Consider the following 16,607-nt stretch of genomic DNA (forward strand, 5'->3'; position numbering starts at 1 on the left):
CCCCTCTTTTAGAAACATTACTACATGTGTCTAATTATAACATAAAATTACCAATCCCTTATATTTACAAATTTGTTACATTTATACATTTGATTATATTCTATTCCTCGTATCCATTTGGATTCATACTTTGCCATCTCCAAGAATCTTGACACATTTCTTCAAGTTCATATTTAGCTTTCCATCCAAGCTCTTTTTCTGCCTTAGAAGAATCTGCATAACACATAGCTACATCTCCAGCTCTTCTTCCTACAATTTTGTATGGTATTTCTTTTCCACTTGCTTTAGAAAATGCTTTGACTAAATCGAGAACACTATAGCCCTTCCCAGTTCCTAAATTATAAACAACAAGACCTGGATTTTCTTCTAGTTTTTGTAATGCTTTCACATGACCAGCAGCTAAATCTAATACATGTATATAGTCTCTAACCCCTGTTCCATCATGTGTTGGATAATCATTTCCATACACACTTAATTCTTTTAATTTACCTACTGCTATTTTTGTTATATAAGGCATTAAATTACTTGGAACTCCATTTGGCTCTTCACCTATTCTACCACTCTTATGAGCACCTACTGGATTAAAGTATCTTAAAAGTGCTATATCTAATGATTCATCTGCTTTTGATATATCTACTAACATCTGCTCTATCATAAGCTTAGTTCTTCCATATGGGTTAGTTACAGAAAGTGGAAAATCTTCTAATATAGGACAAGTATGTGGGTCTCCATATACAGTAGCTGAAGAACTAAATACAAACTTTTTAACACCATATTCTCTCATTAATTCAAATAAATTTAAAGTACTTATTAGATTATTGCTATAATATTCAATCGGCTTTTCTACTGATTCACCAACAGCCTTTAAAGCTGCAAAATGTATAATTGATTCAATATTATTTTCTTTAAATACAACATGCATTTCATTTTTATTTCTGATATCAATATTATAAAATTTTATTGGTTTTCCAGATAACTCTTTAATTCTATCAACTACTATTGAACTACTATTACTTAAGTTATCAACTATAACAACTTCATAACCTGATTCTAAAAGTTCTATTGCTGTATGGCTTCCTATATATCCTGCTCCCCCAGCTACTAAAACTGCCATAGTAATTACCTCTTTTCTAATATTTATTTTTCACTTACTTTTTTTCTCATATAATCCATTAAATCGTCTTTTAGATTTTCTCTTTTTAATGCAAAGTCTATCGTCGCCTCTAGAAAACCAATTTTATCTCCCACATCATATCTTTTACCTTCAAAATTATACGCATAAATGGCCTCTTGTTTTCCAAGAGTCTGAAGCGCATCTGTCAGTTGTATCTCTCCACCTTTACCAGGCGTTTGCTTCTCTAATATATCAAATATTGCAGGAGTTATTATATATCTTCCAAGTATAGCTATGTCTGATGGTGCTTCTTCAATTGCAGGTTTTTCAACCATATCCTTAACTTTGTATACTCTATCTTCTATATGTTTTACATCCAATATACCATATTTATTAGTATCTTCTTTAGCTATCTTTTGTACACCTAGAACAGTTGTTTTATACTCATTATAAGTATCTATTAATTGTTTTAGACAAGGAACATTTGAATCTACTATATCATCACCTAACAATACAGCAAATGGTTCATCACCTATAAAGCTTTTTGCACAGTAAATTGCATGCCCAAGACCTTTTGGCTCTTTTTGTCTTATATAATGAATATTTACCATATTTGATATATCTCTTACCATTTCTAACATCTCTGTCTTACCTTTTTGCTCTAATTCTAACTCTAATTCAACTGATTTATCAAAATGGTCTTCTATAGATTTTTTATTTCTACCTGTTATTATAAGAATTTCTTCAATTCCTGATTCTATAGCTTCTTCTATTATATACTGTAAAGTTGGTTTATCTACTATAGGAAGCATTTCTTTGGGCTGTGATTTTGTTGCTGGTAAAAACCTAGTTCCTAGCCCTGCTGCTGGTATTATCGCTTTTTTAACTGTCATCTGCATCTTTTCACCCTTCTTCATAAATTTTCTCTTGTACCAAATTAATATACCATATTTATACTTTTTCTTCAAACTCTATATTATCCCAATAATTAATGCCTTAAGACCATATAAGGTAGATGAAATTTCATCTACCTTTAATTTTATAAGTTAATATATTATTGTTTATATTTTATCTGAAACTTATATCGGCACTAAATTTCATCTAAGATACCTTTAATATCGCTATCTATATCATCATCCAAATAAGAATCTAAATCTTCCAAATCAACTTCTAATTCTTGATATGTCATATCAACACTTACATCTTCGTCTATATCCATCTCCGATATCAATTCTCCTAAAATGCTATTTCCATCAGCATCTAAATCTCCATCTATATCTTCACCTATATAATTTTCATTTAAAATTTCATCTAAATCAATCTCATAATAAACTTCATTATTTTTTTCATCTCCTGAGTTTAATCCTAAAAACTCATAGTTAAAATTCCAAACATTGTATTTACTTGACATACTTTATTCCTCCTGTGAAAAACATATTTTCATCTAGTTTATTTGCTCCATAATCAACAGAATTATATATTTTTTCAATTATGTCTTTTCTTCTTTCATTTGTACCATTATTTAATGTCAATTGTCTAAATACATATGTATTTGTTATTCTCTCGAATAATATTTCTTTTATACTATCATCATTGATATTTTTATAGCTTTTCCATAAAATTTCAAATAACTTAAATATTTCTCTACTAGTTTCGTCCACATAATAAGGATACATATTTTCTACCAAATGATTTAATCTTGATATGGCTTGTTTTAAAAATACATCAAGACTTGCACTTTCGCTTTCCTTTAGCATCCTATAATTGTACTTCTTCTTATCTTCTCCTGAGATTACAAATATAATGTTATCTAGGCTTTTTTCAACTTCATCTAAATAACTACTGATATTATATGATAAATCGAATAATAGGTTTTTAATCTGCTTAAATACCTGTATATCAAGTTTAGCATTATATTTTTCAAATAACTCTATCTCTTGATTTTCTAATATTCTTGGCATATAGGCTGATAATAAGTCTAAATTGTTTCTTTGTTCCTGTACTTGCTTATAAAGTTCATTTATAACTTCTATTCTTATTTCATCATTTAATTCTTTTTTTAGAACCTTATCAAACTCATATTTCATATAATAAATATTTCCAAAGAAATTAAATATTATCATATCATTCATAGCTTTAGACCAATTCTTATATAAAACTTCAATAGAGGTATCTTTAAGTAGGGGTTGTTTTGCATATATAAAAACATCTTGCATAAGTTTTTGAACCATACTTTTACTTAGATTCAAAGTTAGTTTTTGATTATTAAACTTTATTTCTGTCTCTACAAAATTAGAATTTTCACTTTCAAGCTCCTTATTAATTACAATATCTTTTACATCACTATTTTTTATAGATATGATTTCTTTTTGGAAAGACTTTAGAATAGTCAAACTATCGAAATCTTCTTGAATAAAAAATGGAGCATGTTTTAATGTATATCCTACTATTTCATTTTCTATATCATTTAAATCATCTATCTGCATAATTGCTTTATTTTTATCATTTATGTGTAAGTTGAATACATTTTTACTGTCGTATAATATAATGTCTTCTCCAAAATTCAACTTTGAACAATTATCTTTTGCTGATTTTACAATAGTCTTCTTAGACTTCTTATTTATAAAAATTAATTGGTCTTGATATTTTACTAGAAGCATATTTGTGTTTTTGTAATCAAATCCATCTATATTTCCTGATATCTTACAAAAGACTATATCGCAATCTTTAGGAAGGTTTCCTATTTTTTTATTATCTTTAACTCTTTCATTTAAATCAGATGGAACTATATTCTCTATGTTGTTATTGAATATAGATACAGACCTTACTATGATACCTTCTCTTTCCATATGAAAATATCCCTTTAAAGAGACTCTTTTGTCTTCTAAAATATATCTTTCTATATCATCAAAGTTTATTTCAAATCTGTTTTTCCCACTGATAAATATGAACTTCTCATTATCCTTATTGATTCCACCCATATAAAACTTATTATCATCTAAACTTAATATAGTCATATTGTCCTTTATATAAAATATAAATTCTCTTTGACTTTTACAGATTAAATCATATTCATCTACAGTTATTTTCATAGTCAGGTTTGCTGTAACATTCTTACTTGAATTTTCACTTTTTATATAAAAAGGCAAGTTATTTCCATAGACAATTATTTGAGAACCTTCTAAAACTGCTTCTAATTTTTCTTTATTGTCTGAAAAACTATATATATATTTTACCCCTGTATCATCATTAACTTCATCTGGTTTACTAATTATTATATTACCTAAATTTGTTATATGAAGTTTTTTATATTCTTTTGAGTATCTACTGATACCATTAAGCTCAAAGCCATCTGAAAGCTCATATATGATTTTTTCTCCTAATTTCAACATACCTTCACCACCTAAACAAAATTATAAGTATTCTCTAAAGGTGAACAAAATGCCTCAAGATAAATAATATCTTTTAATATTATTTATTCTGAGACATAATTTCTCCTTATTTTTTATAATATCCTAAGCACCTTCAACTATTTCTTCATAAAGTTTATCTAAATGTCTAACATATTCACTATATCCAGATTTATTTCTTAATTCACTTCTTAAATCTTCATATTTTTGTCTAAGTTCTTCAGCACTCAATGAAGGAGCTGATTCTTTTAAATCCTCTAATTTATAATCATAGTACTTATCATACATCGCTATATATGTATCAATAGATTTCTTAGCTAGCTCATTACATTTTTCTTGTGCTTCCCCATATTGAGAATAATCGCCTATTTTTATTTTATAGTATCCATTTTCTTGAATTATTGTTGAAGAGATACCTTTAGCTTCATATTCTTTTGCTGTTTCTTTTGCTGTTTTTTCAACTTTAAGTGAACCAGCATAAACAGTATAATACACACCTTTACCATCTTTATATGCTTCCATTTCTGCTGCTTTCTTTTCAGCTTTTGCCTTCTCTTCTGCTTCTTTTTCAGCCTTTGCTTTTTCTTCTGCTTCCTTTTTCTCTTTTTCAGCTTTTGCTTTTTTCTCTTCCTCTGTTAGTTTGTTATTAGCTTGTTGCTGAGTTGATGTTTTTGGAGTAACAGCTTTCTCATTTTTCTTGTTATTACCTACTGTTATAAAGTAACCCACACCAACAATTGCTACTATAACTACTGCTATAATAGTTTCTTTTACTCTGCTCTTCTTAGAGCCAACTTCTTCATCTTCTATATAATCGTCTTTAGAATCATCTTTATTTGATTCATACTTTTTCATTTCTACCTTATTTTCTCTAGATTTATTATTAGAAGAATGTTTTGATTTTTTATTGCCTCTTTCTTTCTTATTAATAGGTATTATTACTGACTTTTCACTTTCTGCTTTTTCATTTTGTAATTTTTCTTCTTTTATTTCTTTTGGTATTTCCTCTTCTAAATCTTTACTTTCTTTTTTAGGTTTAGATTCACTATTTAAAGATATTTTTTCATCTAAGTCATTATTTATTGGCTTTTCTATTTTTACACTACGTTCTTCTTCTAGGTCTTGTTTTACTTCTTCTATTTCTTCTTGCTCCACTTCTTTTAACTCTTCTTGATTATTTTCAATAGGTTTATCTAAAATTACATCAGAAGAAATGTCATCTAAATTATTTTCTTTCTGCTCAACTTCTTCTTGATCAATTTCTTGGTCAATTTTTTCTTCTTTATTTTCTTTTTTCATGAATCCAAATAATTTAGATTTCTTTTTACTCTTTTTATTTTCTGATTCGGTTATATCTTCTTTATCAATATTGTCTTCTTTGTCTGTATTCTCTTTTTCTTCTACAATATCACTTATATTTTCATCATGATTATCTACTTCTTCTTTAGTCTCTTCTTTAACATCATCTTCTATAGAGATACTACTTCTAAAGCAAATATCTTTATCTGCATTTTTTATCATATAAATATATTCTTCAATGTCGATGTCTTTATTTTTTCTAGTTCTTTTTGATGCAATCTCATGATTTTCTAATTCATTATAGTTATCTTTTATCAGATTATGAGCTTCATTCCATACACCTTCACTAATTTCTGTTTTATTTTTAATTACATAGTCTACAAATTCTTTAAAGTTTTCAGCACCAAATTCTCCAATTATAGTTAGTCTCATTGCACCTTCTACAAGGTCTCTATGTCTTCTCTTTAAAAATTCTAATGCAATTGTTGCACAAGCAAAATCTTTAATAGCATCTTTACCAAAGCCATATCCTTCAACAGAATGAAGTTCTTCTAATCCACACAACTTTTTATATTCATTGTATATTGTTTGTGATATGCTTTCATCATTTAAACTATGTAATTTATCCATAAACTTTGAGTTTATATCATTTGTCTTTGATTCTTGTTCCACTCTTGATTTTTTAACTTCATTTAATAATGAATCATTTTCTGAATTATCTTTACCTAATTGCAAATCTTCAATTTCTGTAGCTTTTATTTCAACTCTATCTTGTTCATTATTTTCTTCCACATTCTTAGCTACTACATCTTTATTACTAGCTAATATCTTATTTACACAGAATATAATCTCTCTTTTTAATTCTCTTTTAGCATCAGCTTGATTTTTAAGAAATAAACTTCCGCATTCTTTCTTTTCTAAACTTATTTTTCTAAGCGATATGTTGAGAAGGTCTTTATATAAGTTTAAAACCTTATAATCCTTTTCTAAACGTCTTCTTCTCTCTGATAGCTCCATTTTATCATATGCTAGAAAACTATTTAAATCATTGGCTTTTAGAGAGTCTAAACCTTCTTTCATCGCATTATTTACATACTTTCTACATTTGGCTGTAGTTAATTCTAAATCCTTTTCTAATTCATCTATCTCAGGTATGTACTTATCTACTATCCATTTGCCAATAAGTGGCTCTGTATTTCTTGCTAATGTCTTATAAAACAATATATTAAATTTTAAAAGCTCAGCATATTTTGCTTCATTAAATTCTACTTTTTCAAATTTCTTTTCCAAAACACCATCTAATTTTTCATTTATTTTAGACTCTTGTTTTAAAAAACTTGCTGTGACATTTAAAACAGTGTTTCTTATTATATTATTTTCACTCAAAACCTTCACTCCTTAAATCAATTATTTTATTGTAATATTTACATTGTGCAAAGTTACTAATTTGATTATGATATTTAAATAATTATTTATTAAATTTGCTACATCTTATATCATATCATATTATTTACATCATTTTACCTTTTCTTTTTATATCTATCTTATATTATACCATTTTTAATATCTGTACTAACTTATATTACAATATTCCTCAAAATTTTAAAAGTAAATTAGACAAATTTACAAATAAAAAAACACCAGTTTAAACTGATGTTTTGACTATCAAAATAATTAAGCAAGTCTATAAGCGGAGTTCTGTATTAGATAATCATCTTTCTAGGCTTATCGTCACCAATAAGCTCAAGCGACCTACCTACCGGAGAGTACGAGCAGCACTCTTCATTCCTATCTTGGTCTTGCTCCAGGTGGGGTTTACATAGCCAGCTAGTCTCCTAGCTGCTGGTGAGCTCTTACCTCGCCTTTCCATCCTTACCACACAAGGTGGCGGTTTATTTCTGTTGCACTATCCTTAGGATCGCTCCCACTAGGCGTTACCTAGCACCCTGCTCTATGGAGCTCCGACTTTCCTCATGTAAAACTACATGCGATTATCTGGCTTACTTAATATTTATTTCACTTAGTTATGTTAACATAAATTTTTCAATATGTCAAAGACATATTATACTAAAAATTTAAATTTCTTCAAAAATAGTGTAATATAAGTATATAAACTATTTTGACTTGAGGTGAAATATTGAAAAAATCATATAAAACAATAATTAACATTATATTAATATTAGTTATAATTTACAGCGGATTTAATATATACTCAAAACTTACCAAATACAATCATGATACTAAGACATCTTCTGAACTTCAAAAAAAAGAAGATAAAAAAGAAGACTTATCAAAAATAAATAGTGATTTTAAGTTTTGGATTTCTGTTAAGAATACAAATATAAATTATCCAGTTGTACAATCTAAAGATAATTCTTATTATCTAGACAAAGACTTTTATAAAAAAGATTCTATTTCAGGGACATTATTTATGGATTATAGAAATAAATCTCTTGATGACCAAAATGTCATAATATATGGACATAATATGAAAAATAAAACTATGTTTAATAATCTAAATAAGTTTAAAGATGAAACATTTTTTAAAGAAAATAATCAAATAAAAATTATCCTTAATGGGAAAGAGTTTTTATATGATGTCTTTTCTGCTTACATTGTAGAATCAGATTATGACTATTTAAAAACAAGTTTTAACAGTGAATCAGATTATCAAAATTACATAAAGGATATTACTTCTAAGTCATTGCACAAATCTCCTATTAATGTAAATAATAATGATAAAATAGTTACACTTTCTACCTGTACTTATGAATTTGATGATGCCAGAATGGTGATTCATGGTAAATTAGTTTCAAATTAGAGATATCTTTTATAGGTATTTGAACTTTTTTATTTAAAAACTTCTATATTCAAAACTTCTAGACACAGTTTAAAATAAGAATTTTAGACTGTGTCATTTTATATGTGATTAACTCATAAATTACTAAAAATATGTACTATAAAATAATATATATTAAACAATAAAAAAAGACTATGCCTTTAACATAGTCTTTACTGGAGCTGGTGATAGGAATCGAACCTACAACCTGCTGATTACAAGTCAGCTGCTCTACCGTTGAGCCACACCAGCAAACTTATTATATAGTAAAACTAATTTTTAATTAACACTCTAAAAACTACATATATATTTTACTGAATGAACATCAAATAATTTGGTCAAGTCCTCGACCTATTAGTATCGATAAGCTAAATACATTGCTGCACTTACACCTTCGACCTATCAACCAGATAGTCTTTCTGGGGTCTTACCCTTGCGGTGGGAAATCTTATCTTGAAGTTGGCTTCGCGCTTAGATGCTTTCAGCGCTTATCCATTCCGTACATAGCTACCCAGCCATGCCCTTGGCAGAACAACTAGTACACCAGAGGTACGTCCATCCCGGTCCTCTCGTACTAAGGACAGGTCTTCTCAAATTTCCTACGCCTGCGACGGATAGGGACCGAACTGTCTCACGACGTTCTGAACCCAGCTCGCGTACCACTTTAATGGGCGAACAGCCCAACCCTTGGGACCTACTACAGCCCCAGGATGTGATGAGCCGACATCGAGGTGCCAAACCTCCCCGTCGATGTGGACTCTTGGGGGAGATAAGCCTGTTATCCCCAGGGTAGCTTTTATCCGTTGAGCGATGGCCCTTCCACGCAGAACCACCGGATCACTAAGTCCGATTTTCATCCTTGCTCGACCTGTATGTCTTGCAATCAAGCTCTCTTTTGCCTTTACACTCTACGTACGATTTCCGACCGTACTGAGAGAACCTTTGAGCGCCTCCGTTACCTTTTGGGAGGCGACCGCCCCAGTCAAACTGCCCACCTGACAGTGTCCCAAGACCAGATTCATGGCCTATGGTTAGAGTCCCAGTACTACAAGGGTGGTATCCCAAGGATGGCTCCGCCAAAACTGGCGTCCTGGTTTCAAAGCCTCCCACCTATCCTGTACATGTAGTACCAAGACCCAATGTCAAGCTACAGTAAAGCTCCATGGGGTCTTTCCGTCCTGTCGCAGGTATCCGGCATCTTCACCGGAATTACAATTTCACCGAGTCTGTTGTTGAGACAGTGCCCAAATCGTTACGCCTTTCGTGCGGGTCGGAACTTACCCGACAAGGAATTTCGCTACCTTAGGACCGTTATAGTTACGGCCGCCGTTTACTGGGGCTTAAGTTCACTGCTTCGATTACTCTAACAGATCCCCTTAACCTTCCAGCACCGGGCAGGCGTCAGCTCCTATACATCGTCTTGCGACTTAGCAGAAACCTATGTTTTTGGTAAACAGTCGCTTGGGCCTATTCTCTGCGGCCACCGGATGGTGGCACCCCTTATCCCTAAGTTACGGGGTCATTTTGCCGAGTTCCTTAACAACAGTTCTCTCGCGGGCCTTAGGATACTCTCCTCACCCACCTGTGTCGGTTTGCGGTACGGGTACCTTTAACCTCGATAGAGACTTTTCTTGACAGTGTGAAATCAGCTACTTCGCTACTAAATTTCGCTCCCCATCACATCCCAGCATTATCAAAGCGGATTTACCTACTCTGACTGCCTCAATGCTTGGGCACACATAACCAACAGTGTGCTTAGCTTATCCTACTGTGTCATCCCATCTCTCAAACGGTTATCGGTAGTACAGGAATATCAACCTGTTGTCCATCACCTACGCCTTTCGGCCTCAGCTTAGGTCCCGACTAACCCAGGGCGGACGAACCTTCCCCTGGAAACCTTGGGTTTACGGCCTGTGGGATTCTCACCCACATCTCGCTACTCATGCCAACATTCTCACTCCCATACTGTCCACATGTCCTTACGGTCATGCTTCAACCCGTATGGGAAGCTCCCCTACCCATCATAATGATGCCGTAGCTTCGGTAGTAAGTTTTAGCCCCGGAAATCTTCGGCGCAGGATCACTCGACCAGTGAGCTATTACGCACTCTTTGAATGAGTGGCTGCTTCTAAGCCAACATCCTGGTTGTCTGTGCAATCCCACATCCTTTACCACTTAACTTACATTTAGGGACCTTAGCTGACGATCTGGGCTGTTGCCCTTTCGACTATGAATCTTATCACCCACAGTCTGACTCCCAAGTATAAGATGACGGCATTCGGAGTTTGATAGTCTTCGGTAGGTGCAATACCCCCTAGGACATTCAGTGCTCTACCTCCGTATCTCTCACCTTGAGGCTAGCCCTAAAGCTATTTCGGGGAGAACCAGCTATCTCCGGGCTCGATTGGAATTTCACCGCTACCCACAAGTCATCCCCGAGCTTTTCAACGCTCGTGGGTTCGGACCTCCACGAAATTTTACTTTCGCTTCATCCTGCTCATGGGTAGGTCGCCCGGTTTCGGGTCTACGTCAAGTAACTGAACGCTCAGTTAAAACTCGCTTTCGCTACGGCTCCACACCTTAAGTGCTTAACCTTGCTACTTAACGTAACTCGTTGGCCCGTTCTACAAAAAGTACGCGGTCACACAAGAAATGTGCTTCCACAGCTTGTAAGTGCAGGGTTTCAGGTTCTATTTCACTCCCCTCCCGGGGTTCTTTTCACCTTTCCCTCACGGTACTATACGCTATCGGTCACTAGGTAGTATTTAGCCTTGGAGGGTGGTCCCTCCTGCTTCCCACAGGGTTTCACGTGTCCCGTGGTACTCTGGATCATATCTAAAGTCTTCTCGTTTAACATACAGGACTATTACCTTCTGTGGTGGGTCTTTCCAAACCTCTTCAATTACGATACCTCTTCGTTATGATATGTCCGCAACCCCAATAAAGAAAACTTTATTGGTTTGGGCTATTCCGCGTTCGCTCGCCGCTACTTACGGAATCGAATTTCTTTCTCTTCCTTCAGGTACTTAGATGTTTCAGTTCCCTGAGTTCCCCTCATTAAGCTATGTATTCACTTAATGATACTTAGACATTACTCTAAGTGAGTTTCCTCATTCGGAAATCTTCGGATCAAAGTTTACGTGCAACTCCCCGAAGCTTATCGCAGCTTATCACGTCCTTCATCGGCTCCTAGTGCCAAGGCATCCGCCCTGCACCCTTAATAACTTGACCAGTTAAAAAGGTTTGATAGATTAAAGTCTATCAACTTGATAATTTTAAAAAGTTATCAGCTTTATATATTACAAATTAGATGTCATATCACTAAATATATATGCAGTTTTCAAAGTGCTAACGCACATCGCCAACGTATAAATCCCGTTGCTTAAAGTGCTAACGCACGTCGCCAACAAACAAACTTCACATTCGTTCAGTTTATTCTGTTGCTTAAAGTGCTAATTTTGAGTATTCGTAAAAACGAACCCTCAAAATTAAACAGTAGGTAATTCTCCTTAGAAAGGAGGTGATCCAGCCGCACCTTCCGATACGGCTACCTTGTTACGACTTCACCCCAGTTATTGATTCCACCTTCGACGACTTCTTCCAAAAGGTTAGATAATCGGCTTCGGGCGTCTCCAACTCCCGTGGTGTGACGGGCGGTGTGTACAAGACCCGGGAACGCATTCACCGCAGCATTCTGATCTGCGATTACTAGTAACTCCAGCTTCATGTAGGCGAGTTTCAGCCTACAATCCGAACTGAGAGTAGCTTTAAGGGATTAGCTCCACCTTACGGCTTGGCAACCCTCTGTACTACCCATTGTAGCACGTGTGTAGCCCTAAGCATAAGGGGCATGATGATTTGACGTCATCCCCACCTTCCTCCAGGTTATCCCTGGCAGTCTCTCTAGAGTGCCCAACTTAATGATGGCAACTAAAGACAAGGGTTGCGCTCGTTGCGGGACTTAACCCAACATCTCACGACACGAGCTGACGACAACCATGCACCACCTGTCACCAATGTCCCCGAAGGGAACTCTCCGATTAAGGAGATGTCATTGGGATGTCAAGCTTAGGTAAGGTTCTTCGCGTTGCTTCGAATTAAACCACATGCTCCGCTACTTGTGCGGGTCCCCGTCAATTCCTTTGAGTTTCACTCTTGCGAGCGTACTTCCCAGGCGGAGTACTTAATGCGTTAGCTGCGGCACCGAGGGGGGTAACCCCCGACACCTAGTACTCATCGTTTACAGCGTGGACTACCAGGGTATCTAATCCTGTTTGCTCCCCACGCTTTCGTGCCTCAGCGTCAGTTACAGTCCAGAGAGCCGCCTTCGCAACTGGTGTTCCTCCTAATATCTACGCATTTCACCGCTACACTAGGAATTCCACTCTCCTCTCCTGCACTCAAGTCTCCCAGTTTCAAGAGCTTACTACGGTTGAGCCGTAGCCTTTCACTCCTGACTTGAAAGACCGCCTACGCACCCTTTACGCCCAGTAAATCCGGATAACGCTAGCCCCCTACGTATTACCGCGGCTGCTGGCACGTAGTTAGCCGGGGCTTCCTCCTCAAGTACCGTCATTATCTTCCTTGAGGACAGAGTTTTACGACCCGAAGGCCTTCATCACTCACGCGGCGTTGCTGCATCAGGCTTTCGCCCATTGTGCAATATTCCCCACTGCTGCCTCCCGTAGGAGTTTGGACCGTGTCTCAGTTCCAATGTGGCCGATCACCCTCTCAGGTCGGCTACTGATCGTCGCCTTGGTAAGCCGTTACCTTACCAACTAGCTAATCAGACGCGGGTCCATCCTGTACTGGCTCACCTTTGATATTTAAGAGATGCCTCTCAAATATATTATCCCGTATTAGCATACCTTTCGGTATGTTATCCGTGTGTACAGGGTAGGTTACCCACGCGTTACTCACCCGTCCGCCGCTCTTTACCGAAGTAAATCGCTCAACTTGCATGTGTTAGGCACGCCGCCAGCGTTCATCCTGAGCCAGGATCAAACTCTCAAATAAAAGTTTATCAGGCTCAGATACTATTGTTATCAAAATATCTGGCTTTATGGTTTGTTTCTTGTTTTATAAATTAACCTACTGTTTAATTTTCAAAGTTCATTTCATTTAATTAACTTATTTGTGCTTGTTATTTCTTTACTTCTTGTTGAGCACATTTATTATAATAACATCTTATCATAGTATGGTCAACTACTTTTTTCATTTTTTCTTAAATTTATCGATTATTCATCTTTTGTAATACAATTGTGACTTTATTTTCAAAGATGTAACTATTATTAATAACAATTTACAATTATAATAATACTATATACAATTGTTGTTAATTTAGAAAGGAGCTTCAAAATGTTTAGAAAGGTATTATATTTTTTAACACTACTTTCTATATCTGTTTTTTTTATTGTTGGATGTTCAAATTCACAGAACAAACAGAATACAAACCAAAATAAAGAAACACAATCGCAAGAAGATACTAAAAAAGTAGATAGCGATAAGGATACTTCCAATGTTGTCGTTTCAGATGGAACAGATAAACCACCAAAACAAGATACTACTGATAATGATAGTGACAAGCTAGATGTATCCTCTTTAGATAACACCACTCTTGATTGGTTTTACATACCAAACACTAAACACAAGACCCCAGAAGTAAATACTGACATTGACTTTAAATTTTCTGACTATGATGCCCTATACAATGGACCTAAAAAAGATGGTCAGAAAACTTTATACCTTACATTTGATGAGGGTTATGAAAATGGATATACATCAAAGATACTAGACAATTTAAAACAAAATCAGGTTAAAGCAGTTTTTTTTGTTACATCTCCATACATAAAAGAAAATAAAGACTTAGTTAAAAGAATGGTATCTGAAGGACATATAGTTGGAAATCACAGTAAATCTCATCCATCTATGCCAACAAAAACAAGTAATCTAAAAAGCTTTAATGATGAGTTCTCTGATGTTGAAAGACTTTACAAGGATGTGACTGGAAAGGATATGATTAAATTTTTCAGACCTCCTATGGGCAAATACTCAGAGAAAAGCTTAGCAATGACTAAAAATTTAGGATACAAGACTATATTTTGGAGTTTTGCATACAGAGATTGGGATACTGAAAAACAACCATCACATGAAGAAGCAAGCAAAAAAATAATGGATAATTTACACGATGGTTCTATTTTACTATTACATGCAGTTTCCAAAACTAGTACAGAAATTTTAAATGATTTTATATCAGATGCAAGAAAGCTAGGATATGAGTTTGAGCTTTTAAAGTATTAATACTTTAAATTACATCCAAAGAATGTAAATTACCATAGCGTATTAAGCATTATAAAATATAACATAAAAATATTCTTCTTATTAAATGATTTTAATAGAAGAATATCAATAAAAAATAGATGTATAGCTTAATGTTAGTAAAATCATTATTATAAATTATAGTTATACATCTATTTTTAATTTGTATATAATCAATGTTTGTTTTAATTTGCATATAATTAGCACTTATTTAATTGACTAAATAATAAACATTGCTACTATAGTTGTTACAATCAGTCCTGTTATAACTGGTACAAAATTTCGTTTTGCCAACTCTATTGGACTAACTCCACAAATTGCTGCTGCTGAGATAAGCCCCCAAGGAACTAGACATCCTCCACCTACCCAGATACCACTAATTTGACCTAATGCAGCTAATGCACCAACACTTGCATTGATAGCTGTTCCAAATACAGAAGCAAGTGAACCTACTAATGAAATTCCAGAAAATCCAGAACCATCAAGTCCAGTTATTGCTCCTACTATAGTTTCTATACCCGATACAGCAAATTTATTAAGTGGTATTGTTTGAGAAAGAGCTATCCCTATATCTGATAATAAACCTTGTGAACCTGATGCTAACACTTTTCCAAATACACCTGTTAAAGGTGCAACTTCACCCATATAAAAGAATGCTGCTATTGGTATAATTGCTCCAAATATTTTTATACCAAATACAAAACCATCTATTATATTCTCGCAGACATTTTCAAGACTGTCTTTGCCAAAATTTATGGTATTTATAATGATTATTAAAAATACTGCTGTCCCACCTAAAAGAGCTGAGGCATCTCCTCCTTTTAGGTCAAATACATACATTGCAATTATATCCGCAAGAAATCCTAAAGCTACTAAAATAGTTGCTATTTTAGATTTCCCATTAAATTCTTCTACTTCTTCACTTTCAAAATCTTTTAATTCTTCTCTAAACATTCCCTTATTAATGTCTCTTTTCAATGTATAAAATGCCATAGATATTGTTACAATTCCCATTACCCAAAATAGAATCATACCATCATTTATTACATATGATACAGCAACTCCTGCTGCACCAGCTGTTATACTTGGAGCCCCTTGAATGACAAAGTCTGTAGATAAAGCAAGACCATGACCAAATAAATTTAATGCCACTGCAACACCAATTGCTGGTAGCCCAGCTCTCATAGCAACAGGTAAAAAAACAGCCCCAACTAAAGCAACAGCTGGAGTCGGCCAGAAAAACCAAGAAAGAATTAACATAACAAATCCAGTTACAAAAAATGCAGTATTAGAATTTTTTATAACTTTTGAAAATGGTCTTACCATATACTGTATAGCATTATTAGCTTCTAATGCTTTAGATAAAGCAACCATAATAGCTATAATTAAAATAATTGGTCCCAACTCATTTAAAGATATAATAAACGAGTTAAACACTGCTGTTATTGCACCAAATATATTTTTTTCAAAGAACAATCCCATGAAAAAAACACCCAATATACATGGTACTATTGTATCCTTTTTCATAATCATAGTAATTAATATAATTACCATAAATATAATGTAAATATAATGTGCTCCTGTCAAAACCATATTATTATGTCCCCTTTTTTTAAGATAATAATAT

The 16,607-nt window shown here is 33.9% G+C and carries 8 protein-coding genes, 1 tRNA gene, 2 rRNA genes and 1 other RNA gene; 2 read left to right on the forward strand and 10 right to left on the reverse strand.

Annotated features, from left to right (window positions below; all coding sequences use genetic code 11):
* Positions 1-100 precede the first annotated feature (100 nt).
* From galE to rnpB, 6 genes are all read right to left on the reverse strand, one after another.
* Positions 101-1,114 (reverse strand): UDP-glucose 4-epimerase GalE, encoded by a 1,014-nt coding sequence (gene galE / locus ACTG45_RS15050; protein WP_021385580.1) that lies wholly within the window; start codon positions 1,112-1,114, stop codon positions 101-103.
* 23 nt (positions 1,115-1,137) lie between these two features.
* Entirely contained in the window at positions 1,138-2,013 is an 876-nt protein-coding gene (galU, locus tag ACTG45_RS15055; RefSeq protein ID WP_044213845.1) for a UTP--glucose-1-phosphate uridylyltransferase GalU, read from the reverse strand.
* 191 nt (positions 2,014-2,204) lie between these two features.
* The gene (locus tag ACTG45_RS15060; RefSeq protein ID WP_479917302.1) at positions 2,205-2,525 is read right to left on the reverse strand and encodes a hypothetical protein; all 321 of its coding nucleotides are present in this window, start codon (positions 2,523-2,525) and stop codon (positions 2,205-2,207) included.
* Positions 2,515-4,506 (reverse strand): hypothetical protein, encoded by a 1,992-nt coding sequence (locus tag ACTG45_RS15065; protein ID WP_021385583.1) that lies wholly within the window; start codon positions 4,504-4,506, stop codon positions 2,515-2,517. Before ACTG45_RS15065 ends, ACTG45_RS15060 begins: the two co-directional genes overlap by 11 nt.
* Before the next feature lie 123 nt (positions 4,507-4,629).
* Positions 4,630-7,218 (reverse strand): SPOR domain-containing protein, encoded by a 2,589-nt coding sequence (locus ACTG45_RS15070; RefSeq protein WP_479919281.1) that lies wholly within the window; start codon positions 7,216-7,218, stop codon positions 4,630-4,632.
* Positions 7,219-7,494: 276 nt separating this feature from the next.
* An RNA gene (gene rnpB / locus ACTG45_RS15075) (RNase P RNA component class A) lies at positions 7,495-7,830 on the reverse strand.
* Between the two features lie 130 nt (positions 7,831-7,960).
* Here rnpB and srtB point away from each other — a divergent pair.
* Positions 7,961-8,644 (forward strand): class B sortase, encoded by a 684-nt coding sequence (srtB, locus tag ACTG45_RS15080; protein WP_479917305.1) that lies wholly within the window; start codon positions 7,961-7,963, stop codon positions 8,642-8,644.
* A 195-nt stretch (positions 8,645-8,839) separates the two neighbouring features.
* Here the strand turns inward: srtB and ACTG45_RS15085 are convergent.
* From ACTG45_RS15085 to ACTG45_RS15095, 3 genes are all read right to left on the reverse strand, one after another.
* Positions 8,840-8,914, reverse strand: a tRNA-Thr gene (locus ACTG45_RS15085).
* A gap of 82 nt (positions 8,915-8,996) precedes the next feature.
* Positions 8,997-11,893 (reverse strand): 23S ribosomal RNA (locus ACTG45_RS15090).
* Between the two features lie 282 nt (positions 11,894-12,175).
* Positions 12,176-13,678: ribosomal RNA gene (locus ACTG45_RS15095) — 16S ribosomal RNA — on the reverse strand.
* The 16S and 23S rRNA genes sit together here with 1 tRNA gene alongside, the layout of an rRNA operon.
* Before the next feature lie 342 nt (positions 13,679-14,020).
* Here ACTG45_RS15095 and pdaA point away from each other — a divergent pair.
* Positions 14,021-14,962: a delta-lactam-biosynthetic de-N-acetylase gene (gene pdaA, locus ACTG45_RS15100; protein WP_021385662.1), complete on the forward strand. Its 942-nt coding sequence runs from the start codon at positions 14,021-14,023 to the stop codon at positions 14,960-14,962.
* Between the two features lie 237 nt (positions 14,963-15,199).
* On the opposite strand, the gene ACTG45_RS15105 is transcribed toward pdaA, so the two are convergent.
* Entirely contained in the window at positions 15,200-16,573 is a 1,374-nt protein-coding gene (locus tag ACTG45_RS15105) for a hypothetical protein (RefSeq protein ID WP_479919282.1), read from the reverse strand.
* Positions 16,574-16,607 lie beyond the last annotated feature (34 nt).

Source organism: Clostridioides sp. LIBA-7602, assembly GCF_056688945.1.

Bases quoted from the DNA above. Each gene is read 5' to 3' on its own strand.
- galE (WP_021385580.1), bottom strand. From the start codon at position 1,114: ATGGCAGTTTTAGTAGCTGGGGGAGCAGGATATATAGGAAGCCATACA.
- galU (WP_044213845.1), bottom strand. From the start codon at position 2,013: ATGCAGATGACAGTTAAAAAAGCGATAATACCAGCAGCAGGGCTAGGA.
- ACTG45_RS15060 (WP_479917302.1), bottom strand. From the start codon at position 2,525: ATGTCAAGTAAATACAATGTTTGGAATTTTAACTATGAGTTTTTAGGA.
- ACTG45_RS15065 (WP_021385583.1), bottom strand. From the start codon at position 4,506: ATGTTGAAATTAGGAGAAAAAATCATATATGAGCTTTCAGATGGCTTT.
- pdaA (WP_021385662.1), top strand. From the start codon at position 14,021: ATGTTTAGAAAGGTATTATATTTTTTAACACTACTTTCTATATCTGTT.
- ACTG45_RS15105 (WP_479919282.1), bottom strand. From the start codon at position 16,573: ATGGTTTTGACAGGAGCACATTATATTTACATTATATTTATGGTAATT.